The sequence below is a fragment of the Sulfitobacter sp. W027 genome (genome assembly GCF_025143985.1).
Lineage (GTDB): Bacteria > Pseudomonadota > Alphaproteobacteria > Rhodobacterales > Rhodobacteraceae > Sulfitobacter.
Genome location: NZ_CP083564.1, coordinates 1,197,996 through 1,213,868, shown reverse-complemented (window position 1 = coordinate 1,213,868; position 15,873 = coordinate 1,197,996). Strand labels below are relative to the sequence as shown.

18 protein-coding genes are annotated in these 15,873 nt (G+C 61.7%); all 18 read right to left on the bottom strand.

The genetic code is table 11. From position 1 onward, the window contains the following. The 18 genes from nuoH to K3759_RS05885 all read right to left on the bottom strand — a co-directional run bounded on the left by nuoH (window position 1) and on the right by K3759_RS05885 (window position 15,831). Window positions 1–1,041, bottom strand: a complete 1,041-nt coding sequence (gene nuoH, locus K3759_RS05970; protein ID WP_259984916.1) for an NADH-quinone oxidoreductase subunit NuoH — start codon at window positions 1,039–1,041, stop codon at window positions 1–3. A 6-nt stretch (window positions 1,042–1,047) separates the two neighbouring features. Continuing rightward, window positions 1,048–1,422, bottom strand: coding sequence for a hypothetical protein (locus K3759_RS05965; protein ID WP_243267150.1), 375 nt, complete (start codon window positions 1,420–1,422; stop codon window positions 1,048–1,050). Window positions 1,423–1,427: 5 nt separating this feature from the next. Further along, complete coding sequence (gene nuoG / locus K3759_RS05960) at window positions 1,428–3,443, bottom strand: NADH-quinone oxidoreductase subunit NuoG (RefSeq protein ID WP_259984913.1); 2,016 nt, start codon at window positions 3,441–3,443, stop codon at window positions 1,428–1,430. Window positions 3,444–3,447: 4 nt separating this feature from the next. Further along, on the bottom strand, window positions 3,448–3,858 hold the full coding sequence (locus K3759_RS05955; RefSeq protein ID WP_067630648.1) for a DUF5333 domain-containing protein: 411 nt from the start codon (window positions 3,856–3,858) through the stop codon (window positions 3,448–3,450). 120 nt (window positions 3,859–3,978) lie between these two features. Next, entirely contained in the window at window positions 3,979–4,305 is a 327-nt protein-coding gene (locus K3759_RS05950) for a hypothetical protein (protein ID WP_259984911.1), read from the bottom strand. A 139-nt stretch (window positions 4,306–4,444) separates the two neighbouring features. Beyond that, window positions 4,445–5,740, bottom strand: a complete 1,296-nt coding sequence (gene nuoF, locus K3759_RS05945) for an NADH-quinone oxidoreductase subunit NuoF (RefSeq protein WP_259984909.1) — start codon at window positions 5,738–5,740, stop codon at window positions 4,445–4,447. A 5-nt stretch (window positions 5,741–5,745) separates the two neighbouring features. Next, window positions 5,746–5,979 (bottom strand): DUF5337 domain-containing protein, encoded by a 234-nt coding sequence (locus K3759_RS05940; protein ID WP_259984907.1) that lies wholly within the window; start codon window positions 5,977–5,979, stop codon window positions 5,746–5,748. A gap of 16 nt (window positions 5,980–5,995) precedes the next feature. Next, window positions 5,996–6,940, bottom strand: a complete 945-nt coding sequence (locus K3759_RS05935) for a hypothetical protein (protein ID WP_259984905.1) — start codon at window positions 6,938–6,940, stop codon at window positions 5,996–5,998. Window positions 6,941–7,034: 94 nt separating this feature from the next. Beyond that, a complete protein-coding gene (locus K3759_RS05930; protein WP_259984904.1) occupies window positions 7,035–8,186 on the bottom strand; it encodes an NADH-quinone oxidoreductase subunit E in 1,152 nt (383 codons plus the stop codon). Window positions 8,187–8,265: 79 nt separating this feature from the next. Beyond that, a complete protein-coding gene (locus tag K3759_RS05925; RefSeq protein ID WP_259984902.1) occupies window positions 8,266–9,510 on the bottom strand; it encodes an NADH-quinone oxidoreductase subunit D in 1,245 nt (414 codons plus the stop codon). Further along, entirely contained in the window at window positions 9,510–9,683 is a 174-nt protein-coding gene (locus K3759_RS05920; protein WP_259984900.1) for a hypothetical protein, read from the bottom strand. The genes K3759_RS05925 and K3759_RS05920 overlap by 1 nt, the downstream gene beginning before the upstream one ends. Next, the gene (locus tag K3759_RS05915) at window positions 9,683–10,312 is read right to left on the bottom strand and encodes an NADH-quinone oxidoreductase subunit C (protein ID WP_259984899.1); all 630 of its coding nucleotides are present in this window, start codon (window positions 10,310–10,312) and stop codon (window positions 9,683–9,685) included. Before K3759_RS05915 ends, K3759_RS05920 begins: the two co-directional genes overlap by 1 nt. 101 nt (window positions 10,313–10,413) lie before the next feature. Then, window positions 10,414–10,992, bottom strand: a complete 579-nt coding sequence (locus K3759_RS05910; protein WP_409202511.1) for a NuoB/complex I 20 kDa subunit family protein — start codon at window positions 10,990–10,992, stop codon at window positions 10,414–10,416. A 26-nt stretch (window positions 10,993–11,018) separates the two neighbouring features. Next, window positions 11,019–11,384: an NADH-quinone oxidoreductase subunit A gene (locus tag K3759_RS05905; RefSeq protein ID WP_259984895.1), complete on the bottom strand. Its 366-nt coding sequence runs from the start codon at window positions 11,382–11,384 to the stop codon at window positions 11,019–11,021. Window positions 11,385–11,546: 162 nt separating this feature from the next. Beyond that, the gene (locus tag K3759_RS05900; RefSeq protein ID WP_259984893.1) at window positions 11,547–12,329 is read right to left on the bottom strand and encodes a crotonase/enoyl-CoA hydratase family protein; all 783 of its coding nucleotides are present in this window, start codon (window positions 12,327–12,329) and stop codon (window positions 11,547–11,549) included. A gap of 2 nt (window positions 12,330–12,331) precedes the next feature. Then, window positions 12,332–13,186: a hydroxymethylglutaryl-CoA lyase gene (locus K3759_RS05895; RefSeq protein ID WP_259984891.1), complete on the bottom strand. Its 855-nt coding sequence runs from the start codon at window positions 13,184–13,186 to the stop codon at window positions 12,332–12,334. 39 nt (window positions 13,187–13,225) lie between these two features. Next, window positions 13,226–13,894, bottom strand: a complete 669-nt coding sequence (locus K3759_RS05890; RefSeq protein ID WP_259984889.1) for a glutathione S-transferase family protein — start codon at window positions 13,892–13,894, stop codon at window positions 13,226–13,228. Further along, window positions 13,891–15,831 carry an acetyl/propionyl/methylcrotonyl-CoA carboxylase subunit alpha gene (locus K3759_RS05885; protein WP_259984887.1) on the bottom strand — a complete coding sequence of 647 codons (1,941 nt, stop codon included), beginning with the start codon at window positions 15,829–15,831 and terminating at the stop codon, window positions 13,891–13,893. Before K3759_RS05885 ends, K3759_RS05890 begins: the two co-directional genes overlap by 4 nt. Window positions 15,832–15,873: the final 42 nt, after the last annotated feature.

Genomic DNA, 15,873 nt, shown 5'->3' with positions numbered 1-15,873 from the left:
TCAGCCCCCTACGGTCCAACGGGCATAGATACCCCAGAACCAATCGAATTTTGCAGCAAAGGCCACGAAGACCACCCAGAACAGCGAGAACGGCAAGAAGACTTTCCACCCCAGACGCATCAGCTGGTCATAGCGGTAGCGTGGCGTGATCGCCTTCACCATGGAGAACATGAAGAAGACCATCAGCATCTTGACGAACATCCAGAAGAAGCCATCGGGCAGGAACGGCACCGGAGACAGCCAGCCACCGAAGAACATCAGCGACACAAGCGCGCACATCAGCACCACGGCCACCAGCTCGCCAATCATGAAGAGCAGGAAGGGCGTGGAGGAGTATTCCACCTGATAGCCTGCCACCAGTTCCGATTCTGCTTCCGGCAGGTCGAACGGTGGGCGGTTGGTTTCCGCCAGCGCCGAGATGAAGAACAGGATCAGCATCGGGAAGTGCGGCAGGAAGTACCAGTTGAACAAGCCCCAGTCGCCATCCTGTGCCGCCACGATGGACGAGAAGTTCATTGACCCGGTCGAGAGGATCACGCCGATGATGATCAGACCGATCGAGACTTCGTAAGAGATCATCTGCGCGGCGGATCGCAGGCTCCCTAGGAACGGGTATTTCGAGTTCGACGCCCAACCGCCCATGATCACGCCGTACACCTCCAAAGAGGAGACAGCGAAAACATAGAGGATTGCCACGTTGATGTCCGACAGGATCCAGCCTTCGTTAAAGGGGATCACCGCCCAAGCAATCATCGCCATGACGAAAGAAATCATCGGCGCAAGGAAGAAGACCCCTTTGTCAGCCCCCGCGGGCACCACCACTTCTTTCACGATATACTTGAGGAAGTCCGCGAAACTTTGCAGCAGGCCGAAGACACCCACGACGTTGGGGCCGCGGCGCATCATCACGGCGGCCCAGATCTTGCGGTCGGCATACATGAGGAAGGCCAGCGCCAGCAAAAGCGGTACAACCAGCAGCAAAACCTGCCCAACCGTCAGCAGGGCGATGCCCAGCCCGGTGTTGTAAAAGAAATCAGCCATAAGTCCTCACACCGTCGGAATGCCGCGTTCCGCGCATTGAAACGCAGTCACTTCGGCATCAATTGTCTTCAAGCCTTTCGGCAGGCTCGGCGAGATTGTGTAAACAGCATCTGCCCGCCATATGCCACCCTCTTCGGTGACATTTGTCCGCACATGACGTGCAAAACCATAGCCCCGGATCAGCGTATATTGCGCGGCGGCACATTCGGCGTAATCTGACACGTCTTGGTTCGACAACGCCTTGGTCATGGCCACGTTAAACTGCACCAAATCACCATCCAAAAGCTGGGTTTCAACCCCTTTGTAGTCGGGGATAAAATCCTCGGCCACCGGCACCTGCGGTTCGCAGGCGGCCAGCAGCATCAAGGGGGCCAGCGCCATTGTTCTCACTCCGCCGCCATCGGTTCAGCCCGACGCGCGGCGGCCAGTGCCGACAGTTCTGCCATCAACTGGCTGGCCCGCGCGATTGGGTTGGAGAGATAGAAGTCGCGCACTGCAGGCGCAAAGGACGCATCGCCCAATTTGCCTGCGGGCAGTGCGTTCCATTCGTTTTCCGGCACCACATCGACATCCGCCAGATGCGGTACGGCCTTTGTCAGCTTGCGGCGCAGCTGCGCGATGGAATCATAGCCCAACTGCGCGCCCAGTTCAGCCGAGAGCGCCCGCAGAATCGCCCAGTTTTCCTTGGCTTGCCCCGGAGCGAAACCTGCGCGCTGCGCCAATTGAGGGCGGCCTTCGGTGTTTACGAACAACCCAGGCTCTTCCGTATAGGCGGCACCCGGCAGAATGATGTCGGCGCGGTGGGCACCACGGTCGCCGTGGCTGCCTTGGTAAATCACGAAGGGACCAGCGCCAATCTCGACCTCATCCGCACCGAGGTTATAGATCACCTCGGCCCCGGCCACATTATCCATGCCGTTTTCCGCCGTGGCACCGATGTCCATCGCGCCGACACGCGACGCGGCGGTGTGCAAGATCATCAGCTTGCTTTTGGTCTTCTCGGCCAGTTCCATAGCTTTCGCCAGAACCGCAGCGCCATCAGCTTCGCGCAGTGCGCCTTGGCCGACGACGATCACCGAAGGCTGCTCCAGCACTTCGTCAAAGTCACTGCCCATCAACTTGTCGAGCGTGGCACGGTCATTGCCCAGATGGTGATGCGGATAGGTCAGGTCCGCCGCTTCGCCGATCAGGCCAATCTCAGCGCCTTTGCTCCAAGCCTTACGGATACGCGCGTTCAACACCGGGGCTTCGACCGCGGGGTTGCAGCCAATCAGCTGGACCATCTTGGCGTTGTCCAGATCCTCAATCCGCGCGTTGCCGACATAGCCAAAGCGGTTGCCCGCAGGCAGCTTCGCGCCATCGGTGCGGCATTCGACGACACCGCCCTGCCCTTCAATCAACTCTTTCAGCGCAAAGGCGGCCTCGACCGAGGACAGATCACCGACCAGACCGGCCAGTTTCTTGCCCTTCATCGCGGTGGCGGCGGCGTTCAGCGCTTCGTGCCAGCTTGCTTTGCGCAGCTTGCCGTTCTCGCGGATATAAGGTGTGTCCAAACGCTGGCGGCGCAGACCGTCCCAGACAAAACGCGTCTTGTCGGAAATCCACTCTTCGTTCACGCCGTCATGGTTGCGCGGCAGGAAGCGCATGACTTCGCGCCCCTTGGTATCCACTCGGATGTTGGAGCCAAGCGCATCCATCACGTCGATGCTCTCGGTCTTGCTGAGTTCCCACGGACGCGCGGTGAAGGCGTAGGGCTTGGAAACCAGCGCGCCGACGGGGCAAAGATCAATGATATTGCCCGACAAGTTGCTGTCGATCAGAGAGCCGAGATAGGTCGTGATCTCCGCATCCTCGCCCCGGCCCGTCTGGCCCATGACATGCTGGCCCGCGACCTCGGTCGTGAAGCGCACGCAGCGGGTGCAGGAGATGCAGCGGGTCATATGGGTCTCAACCAGCGGGCCAAGATCAAGGTCTTCGGTGGCCCGCTTGGGCTCGCGGTAGCGCGAGAAGTCGACGCCGTAGGCCATCGCCTGATCCTGCAGGTCACACTCACCGCCCTGATCGCAGATCGGGCAATCGAGCGGGTGGTTGATGAGCAGGAACTCCATCACGCCCTCGCGGGCCTTTTTGACCATCGGCGAGTTGGTTTTCACCACCGGCGGCTGGCCCTCGGGGCCGGGGCGCAGGTCGCGCACCTGCATGGCGCAGGAGGCGGCGGGCTTGGGCGGCCCGCCGACGACTTCCACAAGACACATCCGGCAGTTACCGGCAATCGACAGACGCTCGTGGTAACAGAAGCGCGGCACTTCAATGCCGACCTGCTCGCAGGCCTGAATGAGCGTCATCGCCCCTTCGACTTCGACTTCTTTACCGTCGATGATGATCTTGCGGATATCGCTCATAAGCTCACTTTGCCTTCAGTAACGAACCGATCCGGCTCGATTTTTGAATCTCTTCGCGTCCAAGCGCACAATAGCTTTGCGGGTCCGAAGTATCGACCCCCTTGGCCTTGAAAAACGCGGCGCCCCGCGCTCTCATGCGCGCTTTTTCAGCGTCACTATCAATATAGGCGTCGATCTCGGCGTCGGAGTAGCCCAGATCGCCTGCCTTGCCCTTCAAGTCCCATGCCATCTTGACCGCGCGCAGCATCCGCGCACTGATGTCGGGGCAGTTTTTCCGGATGATGTCGGCCACGCCCATGTCCAAGAGCGCGTCGTCAATCGCGGCCACTTCGCGCAGCGGCGGTTTGGCGGCAGCCGGTGTCACGGTTGCAGCGGTCAGGCTCAGGCCCATCACGGCGATCATTAGGGTGCGCATATCAATTCTCCTTCATGCAGCGGGCCGGAACGGCCCGTCTGACAGATGGAGTTCGGGGGGTATGATATTCAATATCACCGCCCCCATGGGCCGCAGCCCCGCGATATGTCGCCGATGCGATCACTGAGGGCAGCGCCCCTGAAAGGTCAGCGCCCCGCCATCGAACCGCAGCGCGCTTGCCGGGGCATCGGGGCCAAAGGTCCAGTCGATCTTAGAGTTGCCGTAGTTGCCGACGCAGTATTTCACCGCCTCATAGCGCGCCGCTGCGCGTGCACCGTCGATGGATTTGCCGGCATCCTTGACCGTCACCTGAAATACGTCGCGCTGGCCATCCACCTTGCGCAGCTTGGTGCTGAAATACTGCCCGTCAAAGGCAACACGCTCACCATTATTGGCACAGCCTGCCAGCAGAGCGCTGACCGTCAAAACCGTCAAAGCATATTTCATAGACCTACTCCGCTGCGCCTTGGGCCCGGCTTTGCCGACCGCCCCCGCGCCTGTTGTGGACGGACGCGCCTGACACGCGCCCGCTATCGCCGCTCCTGTGCCAAGCGTCAAGCCATCGGGCCTGCCGCCGCACAGGGTTTCACTCTGCCGCGACCGCGCTGACACGGCCCGTGCGTTTGTGTTTGATCCGGTCTTCGATTTCGTCCCGGAAGTGGCGGATCAGACCTTGGATCGGCCAAGCCGCCGCATCGCCAAGCGCGCAGATCGTGTGCCCTTCGACCTGTTTGGTCACATCCAGCAACATATCGATCTCTTCGGGTTCCGCATCGCCGGTCACCAGACGGTCCATCACACGCATCATCCAGCCGGTGCCTTCGCGGCAGGGCGTACATTGGCCACAGCTTTCGTGTTTGTAGAACTTCGACAGCCGCCAGATCGCTTTGATCACATCGGTTGAGTTGTCCATCACGATCACCGCCGCCGTGCCGAGGCCGGAACGCTGTTCGCGCAGATAATCAAAATCCATGATCGCGTCGCGCATGTCTTTGCCGGGGATCAGCGGTACCGAAGAGCCGCCGGGGATAACGGCCTTTAGGTTGTCCCAACCGCCGCGAATGCCGCCGCAATGTTTTTCGATCAGCTCTTCAAACCCGATGCTCATCGCCTCTTCAACAACGCAAGGGTTATTGACGTGGCCCGAGATTGCAAAGAGCTTGGTGCCAGCGTTATTCGCGCGGCCAAAGCCCGCGAACCACTCCGGCCCACGGCGCAGGATGGTCGGCACCACGGCGATGGATTCGACGTTGTTCACCGTGGTCGGGCAGCCATAGAGGCCCGCGCCCGCAGGGAACGGCGGCTTCATCCGGGGCATGCCCTTCTTGCCTTCGAGGCTTTCCAGCAGCGCGGTTTCTTCGCCGCAAATGTAAGCCCCTGCCCCATGGTGCAGATAGATATCGAAGTCCCAGCCGGATTTGGAGGCGTTCTTGCCCACCAGACCCGCCTCATAGGCTTCATCAATCGCAGTCTGCAACGCTTCTCGCTCGCGGATGTATTCGCCCCGCAGGTAGATATAGCAGGTATGCGCGTTCATCGCGAAAGAGGCGATCAGGCAGCCTTCGATCAGCGTATGCGGATCGTGGCGCATGATTTCGCGGTCCTTGCAGGTGCCCGGCTCGGATTCGTCGGCGTTGACCACCAGATAGGAGGGGCGGCCATCGCTTTCCTTGGGCATGAAGGACCACTTCAGACCCGTTGGGAAGCCCGCCCCGCCCCGGCCCCGCAGGCCAGAGGCTTTCATCTGATCCACGATCCAATCGCGGCCCTTTTGAATGATCCCGGCGGTGCCATCCCAATGGCCCCGCGACTGCGCGCCTTTCAGGGTGCGGTCATGCATGCCGTAGATATTGGTAAAAATGCGGTCTTTGTCCTGAAGCATGATGCCTACCTTTGGTTCTCACGGCTGGCCCGGCGGGCCTGCCACATTTGATATATCACGACCAGCGCCCAGAAAAGCGCAGCCAGTGCAGCAAAGTCGAAGAGCAGCGCATAACGCCCCGGCAGGCCAAGCGCCGGGCCAGCCCATTGCATGGCCAGCCACAAGCACATGGTCACGGCAATGACCAGCCCTGCGGTGCGGCCCTTGCGGGCAAGCGCTCTGTCTTCTGCTTCGCTCATGTCTCTCGTCGCTCTGTCAAACCCCGGCCTTGCCGCCATTGGCAAGGGCTTTGGCCTGACCGATCCAATCGTCGCGCCGGATACGGCCCTTAAAACGCAGGCGGGAATCGACCCAGTCGATCTCATCCCCCTGAAGTGCTGCGATCTGATCGAAATGGTAGATGCCCAATTCATTCAGCGTCTGTTCCAACTTCGGCCCGATGCCGCCGATGCGCTTGAGGTCATCTGCCCCGCCCGCACGCGGCGCGTCGAGCAGCGCAGGTTTGCCATCGGTAGAATGGCTATCGGTCGCGGGCACTGGTGCGGGTTCGGCCTCTGTGGGCGCGGGCGCTTCGACGACCTCTTGCGGGGTCTCCACAACAGCAGGCGCTTCTTCGGCCTCGATTACCTGTTCGGGCGCGGCTTCAACGGCAGAGGTATCGGCCACGGGCGCTGTCGGCTCCTGAGGCGGTGTTTCCTTGGAAGGCGCGGAAGGGGTTTCGACGGCCTCCTTCGGGGGCGTCACTACAGCAACAGCTTCTTCCGCTTTGGCGGCGACCTGTTCCGGTGCCGCCTCAACGGCAGCAGTATCGGCCACGGGCGCTGTCGGCTCCTGTGGTGGTGTTTCCTCAGCAGGTTCAACCGGCGCGCTTGCCTTGCGCGCCGCCCCGATCCCGGCGTCCCCAGCTGGGACTGAACCCACGGCAGAGGAAACGCTTCCCGACGCCGTCGGCGCCCCTGCGACCGATGCAGCCGCCGCGCTGCGCGTGCTGTCTTGGGGGGCAGCGGCGGGTACGTCTTTGCACAGTAGGGTCAGCGTCAGATAGCCCACGATCACCGCCACCAGCACACCGGCCAGGATCGACATCAACAGCCCCCAGATGCCAAAGGCCAGCATTAGGAATGCCACCAGCAAACCGGCACCGGCACCCAGCCACCAGCATCGCTTGGTGCAGGCCTCTCGTTCCGAAATATCCGTCATGACTGTCCTTCTCTCCCTTAATGCGGGCGATGCGGCTTATGGCTTTGCGAGGTGGTAATGGTGCCTTCCTTGGCCCGTTGCGAAATCTCCGGCTTTAGTCTTTGGCGAGGCGCGCGGCCTGCTCTACCCAGTTGTCGCGGCTGACCCGGCCTTTGAAGCCTTCGAGGTTCTGGTCGACCCAAGCGACCTCCTCAGGACCCCATTGGGCGATCTGGTCAAAGTGGTAGAACCCCATACCGTTCAACATCTGCTCAAGCTTTGGGCCGACGCCTTTGATCTTTTTCAGATCATCAGCACCGCCCTCACGCGGGCCGTCCAACTGGGCAGGCTTTTGGCCGGGCGTGGCGGGGGCGCTGGTCTCGGCCTTTGCCGCGTCGGCGCTCTCACCCTTGGGGTCACGTTTGGAGCGCGGTTTGCTCTTTGACGTGGCTTCGGCTTCTTGCTCGGTCACGCCGGTCTTATCAGCGCTTTCGCCCTCGGCGGGACGCGGCTCTTCAGCTTCGACCTCTTCAACCGTCTCAGCCTGTGGCGCGTCGGGTTGATTGCGCCAGGGTGTCAGCAGTGGCACTTCGGTGCCGTCGATCCGCTTGACGGTATCGCCAATATCCACCGCAGCCTGCGCGCTGGCGTTATACTGCGTGCGCCCGCTTTCGTGGTCCGTGAGGCTGGTCAACCCGCCCAGAGGCTCCGACGCATAGCGCCCGTTCTGCGGGCCTGGCACGGGCACGCGCCCATCGCTCAACTCATCAAGGATTTCGTTAAGCCGCGCGGTGGTCAGGTCTTCGTAATAGTCCTTGCCAATCTGAGCCATAGGCGCATTGGAACAGGCCCCAAGGCATTCGACCTCTTCCCAAGAAAAACGCCCATCCGCCGACAGTTCGTGCGGATTGTTGGCGATGCGCTCTTTGCAAACAGCGACCAAATCCTCGGCCCCGCAGATCATGCAGGATGTGGTGCCACAAACTTGGATATGTGCCACGGATCCAACGGGTTGAAGCTGGAACATGAAGTAGAAGGTCGCCACCTCCAGCCCGCGGATATAGGCCATGCCCAGCATTTCCGAGACATGTTCAATCGCCGGACGGGTCAGCCAGCCCTCTTGCTCCTGCGCGCGCCATAGCAGTGGAATGATCGCGCTGGCCTGACGGCCTTCGGGGTACTTGGTGATCTGCGCTTCGGCCCATTCTTGGTTGGCGGGCGTGAAGGCAAAACTGTCGGGCTGGTCAGGGTGTAGACGGCGGAGCATTAGTTCGAACCTATGGTCAGGCGGAGGCCAATGATGCCCCCGGCGTAAATTTCTTCAATACGAGGTGACGCCAGCGGCATCACCGGTCGATCTCTCCAAAGACGACGTCCATGGTGCCGATGATCGCGGCGACATCGGCAAGCTGGTGGCCGCTGGCGATATGGTCCATCGCCTGCAAGTGCAAAAAGCCCGGCGCGCGGATTTTGGAGCGGTAGGGTTTGTTGGAGCCATCGGCCACGAGGTAGACGCCAAACTCACCCTTGGGCGCTTCGACCGCGCAATAGACCTCACCCTCGGGCACGTGGAAGCCTTCGGTGTAGAGCTTGAAGTGGTGGATCAAGCTTTCCATGTCGGTCTTCATCGCGGTGCGCGAAGGCGGGGTGATCTTGCCCCGGGCGAGGATATCCCCCTGCCCTTCGGGCGCGCGGAGCTTCTCGATCGCCTGCTGCATGATGTGTGTGGACTGGCGCATCTCTTCCATCCGGCAGAGGTAGCGGTCAAAGCAGTCGCCGTTCTTGCCCACTGGGATTTGGAAGTCGAATTCATCATAGCATTCATAGGGCTGCGCGCGGCGCAGATCCCATGCAAAGCCCGAGCCACGCACCATGACGCCGCTGAAACCGTAGTTCAGGATGTCTTCTTCGGTCACGATGCCGATGTCGACGTTGCGCTGTTTGAAGATACGGTTTTCGGTCAGCAACTCATCGATATCGACCATAAATTTGGTCAGGAATTGATCGCACCAAGCTTCCATATCGTCGAGCAGCGCTGGCGGCAGGTCTTGGTGTACACCGCCGGGGCGGAAATAGGCCGCGTGCAGGCGCGCGCCGCAGGCCCGCTCGTAAAAGATCATCAGGCTTTCACGCTCTTCAAAGCCCCAGAGCGGCGGCGTCAGCGCGCCCACGTCCAGCGCCTGCGTGGTGATGTTGAGCAGGTGGTTCAGAATACGGCCAATTTCGCAGAACAGCACCCGGATCAGCGAGGCACGGCGCGGCACGGCCGTCTCGGTCAGCTTTTCAATGGCCAGACACCAAGCGTGTTCTTGGTTCATCGGGGCTACATAATCCAACCGGTCGAAATACGGCAGGTTTTGCAGGTAGGTGCGGCTTTCCATCAGCTTTTCGGTGCCACGGTGCAGCAGGCCGATATGCGGATCACAACGCTCTACAACTTCGCCATCCAGCTCCAGCACCAGACGCAAAACACCGTGCGCGGCAGGGTGTTGCGGACCGAAGTTGATGTTGAAGTTGCGGATCTTCTGCTCGCCGGACTCAAAGTCGGTCGACCCGTCGTCAAAGGCTTTTGTGCGAATGTCGCCGTCCATTACCGTTTCTCCAGTTCTTGCAGCTTCATACCCATCCACCACAGCAAAGCAATTGTGCCCAGCGGGATCAGACAGGCAGCTGCCCAGTATTTATTGATGCCAAAGAACGGCAGCAGCTTGACCATCGGGATGGCGGTCAGCGCCGAGAGGATTAGCCACCAGAACCCGCCCATTACTTCGCGTCCTTGCTCACATGGCCGTCGGGCGCGGATTTGTCATCGCCGGGCAGGATGTAATCGGCGCCTTCCCATGGCGACATGAAGTCAAACTGGCGGTATTCCTGAACGAGGCTTACGGGTTCATAGACCACGCGTTTGGCACCTTCGTCATAGCGCACTTCGGTATAGCCCGTGGTTGGGAAATCCTTGCGCAACGGATGGCCGCGGAAGCCGTAGTCCGTGAGGATGCGACGCAGGTCCGGATGGCCGGAAAACAGGATGCCGAACATGTCAAAGACTTCACGCTCGAACCAATCGGCACTGGGATGCACGCCGGTGAGCGACGGCACCATGTCCTTCTCCCGCGCGGCGGCGCGCAGGCGGATACGGTGGTTTTGATACATCGACAGGAAGTGGTAGACCACGTCGAACCGTTTCGCACGGCCGGGATAGTCCACCGCCGTGATGTCGACCAAGGTCGAGAAGCGGCAGGTCGGATCACCTTTGAGGAACTCGACAAGCCCGGCGACATTGGCCAGCGCCACGTCCATGTTCAACTCACCTCTGGTGACATCCCATCCGAGCACGCAATCGGGCCGCTTGGCTTCGATATAGGCTCCAAGTTCCTGCAGTTGTTCGCTCATCGCAAATCTTCCTTCCACGCGCCGATCAACGCCATCTCACTGTCCCGCGCCTTTGGCGCATCGTCCTTTCGCCTGCCCCTCACCCGGCGCAGGCTCTTGTCTTAGCGCACAATCGTCCCGGTGCGGCGGATTTTGCGCTGCAACTGGAGGATACCATACAGCAGCGCCTCCGCCGTGGGCGGGCAGCCGGGCACATAGACGTCAACCGGCACAATGCGGTCACAGCCGCGCACGACCGAATAGCTGTAGTGGTAGTAGCCACCACCATTCGCGCAGGAGCCCATCGAGATCACATAGCGCGGCTCGGGCATCTGGTCGTAGACCTTGCGCAGCGCCGGAGCCATTTTGTTGGTTAGCGTGCCCGCGACGATCATCAGGTCCGACTGCCGCGGAGAAGCGCGTGGGGCTGTTCCGAAACGCTCAAGGTCATAGCGCGGCATGGAGCTGTGCATCATCTCAACCGCGCAGCAGGCCAGACCAAAGGTCATCCAATGCAGCGAGCCGGTGCGCGCCCAATTGATAATATCTTCGGTCGAGGTCAGCAGAAAACCTTTGTCCTGCAACTCGGCGTTCAGGCTATGGGTGGCGACGTCACGATCCGCGCCCGCGCCATACTGCCCGTAGGCTTCAGGAGCGGATGCACCGGATTTTACCCGCGGGCTTTGGTGGCCATCGCCCATCACCGGGGTGACCAGCGCGTCATCATTTACTGCCATTCCAGCGCTCCCTTCTTCCATTCATAGGCGAAGCCCGCCGTCAGCACGCCCAAGAACACCATCATTGACCAGAAGCCCACCATGCTCACGTCCTTGAAGGCCACGGCCCAAGGGAAGAGGAAGGCGATTTCGAGGTCAAAAATGATAAAGAGGATCGACACCAGATAGAAACGCACGTCGAATTTCATCCGCGCATCGTCAAAGGCGTTGAACCCGCATTCATAAGCCGAGACCTTTTCCGGGTCCGGATTGCGCACGGCAACCACCACAGCGGCAAGGATCAGCACAAGGCCAAGGCCAATCGCCACAGCCAGAAAAACGAGGATGGGCAGGTATTCCCGCAGCATGTCGTCCAAGGGGATGCTCCTTTCGCGGTGCGCGGCATGAGGCAAAGGCCAAAAGCCCGCGCAGACAAACTTGGAACGGGTTTAACTCTGCCCGTGGGTAGGGTCAACGGGCCAAGCCCGGTTAATGCCGCCCACGGGCCCGCAATAGAGCCATTTCGCCAAAGCCGCGGGTCAGACCACCCAAGCGGCTTTGCGCTTGTCGAAGAAGGCAGCGATTCCCTCGGCGGCTTCCTCGGTTTCCCAACGTGCCGCGAGGGCGTCGATGGACATTTTCACTGCTTCGGGCGTGGCGATTCCACCCAAGTCCTGCGCGAGTTTCTTGGCGGCCGCCACAGCCCCCGGTGCGCAGGACAAATAGGGCACCACTTCGGCTTCCACCGCGGCGTCCAACGCATCCGCTGGAACGGCACGGGCCAAGAGCCCCAGATCAACCGCTTCCGCCGCATCAAACAGCCGTGCCGACATGAAGACCCGCCGCGCGCGCCCCTCGCCCATCCGCGCCAGCACATAAGGGCCGATGGTTGCCGGAATGATCCCCAGCCGCGTCTCGGTGAAGCCCATCTTGAGGCTGTCGACCCCGACCGCCACATCACAGACCGAGGCCATGCCAACCCCGCCGCCAAAGGCATTGCCCTGCAGCTTGCCGATCACCGGCTTTGGCAGCGCATTCAGCGCTCCCAGCATCGTGGCCAGCTTGCCCGCCTCTGCCGAGCGCGTCTGCGCATCCATATCCGCCTGATCGCGCATCCAGCCCAGATCGCCGCCCGCGCAAAAGGACTTGCCCGCCCCGGTCAACACCACAACGCGCACCGCATCGTCACTGGCCAGTTTGCCCGCCGCATCGGTCAGGTCCGCCAGCATCTGCGCCGACATGGCGTTGTGTTTCTCAGGCCGGTTCAGGGTAAGCACCGCCACCCCGCGCGCGTCGGTCTCGATCGTCACAGTCTCGTACATGATTACCCTCGCATCGCCCGTGCCATTTCGGCGGCCTCTTCGACCACCGCTTGATCGACCCCGGTGTCATAGCCGAGGTCCGTCAGATGTGCGTTTACCGCCTCTGTGGCGACATTGCCCGCAGCGCCGGGCGCGTAAGGGCATCCGCCCAAGCCGCCAACCGCCGCGTCAAAGACTCGCACGCCCATAGAGAGGGACGCATCGATGTTCGCCATCGCCCGGCCATGGGTGTCATGGTAATGGCCCGCAAGGCGGCCCACGGGAACCACGTCGCGCACCGCCAGCAGCATCCGCGCGATGCTGTCGGGCGTACCTGCGCCGATGGTGTCGCCAAGCGAGACTTCATAGCAGCCCATCGAGAACAGCTTGTCCGCCACCCGCGCCACATCCGCCGGAGCGACCTTTCCGTCATAGGGACATTCGATCACGCAGGAAACATAGCCGCGCACCGGCATGTCCACGTGCCGCGCCTCTTCGAGGATCGGGGCAAAGCGCGCAAAAGCCTCTTCGATGCTGGCGTTGATGTTCTTCTTGCTGAACCCTTCGGAGGCCGAGGCAAAGATCGCAATCTCATCCGCCTTGGCAGCCACCGCATCTTCATAGCCGTACATATTCGGCGTCAGTGCAGCATAGCGCACGCCCTCGGCGCGGTTGATGCCCAAGAGCACCTCGCCCGAGCCCGCCATCTGCGGCACCCATTTGGGGCTTACGAAACTGGCACACTCGATGCGGCGAAACCCGGCTTCGCTCAGCTTATTGACCAGCGCCACCTTTTCGGAGACCGGGATTTCCCGCTTCTCATTCTGCAACCCGTCGCGTGGTCCGACCTCAAAAATCTCACAGTGTCCAAGGCTCATTGGCCGCTCTCCCCGTTGTTGTTGGTCCCCTTGCCCGGCTTATTCCACCGGCCAGGGCGGATAGAAATCCTGCGTGTAGAGCCGCCCCTCCTCGGGCAGCGCCTGCGCAAAACTTTCGCGTTCCGTGATCCGTTCATACCACGCGGCAACCGAAGGGTGGTCATCCAATTTCACGAAATGCCGCGCCATATAAACCGCTTGCCCGACCGAGATGTCGGCGGCGGAAAACCCCGAAGTCAGCAGGTAATCGCGGTTCTCCAAAGGCGTCGAAAGCCGTGCCTCCAGCGCGTCATAGCATTTGCCGATCCGCGCAGCCTCCAGCTTCATCACAATGGGGCTGCGCATGTGATCCTCGCGCAGGGCGATGTGCTGCTGGGTGAGCGCGGCGGTGTGCTGGCTGATGGTCTCGGCGAAATGCACCCAGACGAGCCAGGCCATGCGGTCGGGGCTGCCGACCGAGCGGCCCATGCGGTCGGGGCTGTAGCGCTCGCAGAGGTACTGGGTGATCGCCCCGGTCTCGAACATCCGCTCGCCGTCAATCTCCAGCGCCGGAACCCGGCCCGCGGGCGAGAGCACGAGATACTCCGGGTCGCGCAGACTGCGGTCGAAGGCATGCATCTTGACCTGAAACTCAACGTCGTCGAGCTCATGCAACAGCCAAAGCGTGCGCATCGAGCGGGTCTGCGGACAGTGGTGCAGCGTAATCATGCGGCCTCCTCGGCTTCCAGACGCACCAGTGCCGCCCCGGCCTCGACCTGGTCGCCGGCCTGCGCCAGCACCTCGGCCACCACCCCATCACGGGCGGCGAGCAAGGAATGCTCCATCTTCATCGCTTCCAGCACCGCCAGACGGTCACCTTTTGCCACGCTCTGCCCCACCTCAGCATCAATCGCACGCACCAGTCCGGGCATCGGCGCCTCGACGATATTGCCATCGCCATGGGCCGCCGCGGCCCGCGCCAGCGGATCGATCACATCAAAGGCAATGCCATAGGCGTCAAACACCGTGACCACCCCCCCGGCAACCGAAACTGTGGGCGCCACATGCCCGTCAATTTTCCAGCGCCCGCCGATCCGCTCGGCCCGCACTTCGCTGTCGCCAACGGTCCAAAGCTGCACGTCTTCCGAAAGCACGCGCACCTTCAGCAGATGCTCTTCGCTGTCCCGCCCGAGCATGATCTGTCGCCGCAAAGGCCGCCAAAGGTTGAACCCCGCTTCCGGCGCAGGGTCCAGCAGCCCAAGCGCCGCCATCCCCGCAAGCGCAAAATGCCGCCCCGGCACATCGGGCTGCGCGGTCAGCGTGTCAATATCCCGCGCAATCAGCCCGGTATCCACGTCGCCCTTGGCAAAACCTTCATGCCCCGCAAGCGCCCCGAGGAAGGCAAGGTTCGTCACCGTGCCGCCCACCTGACATCCAGCCAGCGCCGCCCGCAAGCGCGACAATGCCACGTCCCGCGTTGGCCCATGCACGATCACCTTGGCGATCATCGGGTCATAAAACGGACTGATCGTATCGCCCGCCCGCACACCACTGTCGGCGCGGGTCTGGGGCGTGAAGGACAGATGCGTGAGCGTGCCGGTCGCGGGGAGGAAGCCCTTCGGCACGTCCTCGGCATAGAGCCGCGCCTCAAAGGCATGGCCGTTGATGGTCAACTCTTCCTGAGCCTTCGGCAGGGCTTCACCAGCCGCCACACGCAGCTGCCACTCGACCAGATCGACCCCGGTGACCAGTTCCGTCACCGGATGCTCCACCTGCAAACGCGTATTCATCTCCATGAAAAAGAACCCGTCGGCCGACAGCCCACCCGAGCCATCCACGATGAATTCCACCGTGCCCGCCCCGGCATAGCCAATTGCCTCCGCCGCACGCACGGCCGCCTCGCCCATGGCGCTGCGCATCTCTTCGGTCATCCCCGGTGCGGGGGCTTCCTCGATCACCTTCTGGTGGCGGCGCTGCAACGAACAGTCTCGCTCAAACAAATGCACCGCATGGGTGCCATCGCCAAAAACCTGCACCTCAATATGGCGCGGCTTGGTCACGAATTTCTCGACTAGCACATCGGAATTGCCAAAGGCGGTCTTGGCTTCCGACCGCGCCGAGTCCAACGCCGCCTGAAATGCCTTGGCCTCTTCAACAAGACGCATCCCCTTGCCGCCGCCGCCCGCGACGGCCTTGATGAGCACCGGATAGCCGATCTTGCTTGCCTCCTCAGCCAGCAACGCATCGTCCTGATCCGCCCCGTGATAGCCGGGCACGACGGGCACGCCCGCCTCGACCATCAGCGCCTTGGCGGCATCCTTCAGCCCCATCGCGCGAATGGCCTTGGCCGAAGGGCCGATGAAGGTGAGCCCCGCGGCCTCGACTGCCTCCACAAATTCCGGGTTCTCACTCAGAAACCCATAACCCGGGTGGATCGCCTGCGCGCCACTGTCGAGCGCCGCCTGAATGATCACATCGCCCTTCAGATAACTCTCCGCCGGCGCCGAGCCGCCGATATGCACTGCAGCATCCGCCATGGCGACATGTTTCGCGCCCGCATCCGCATCGGAATAGACCGCCACACAGCGCACCCCCATGGCCTGCGCGGTTTCCATCACCCGGCAAGCAATCTCAGCCCGGTTCGCAATCAGGATCGTGTCAAACATGCTCTACCCTTTTCATCTCTTTTTAGCTCCAAATACTTCGGG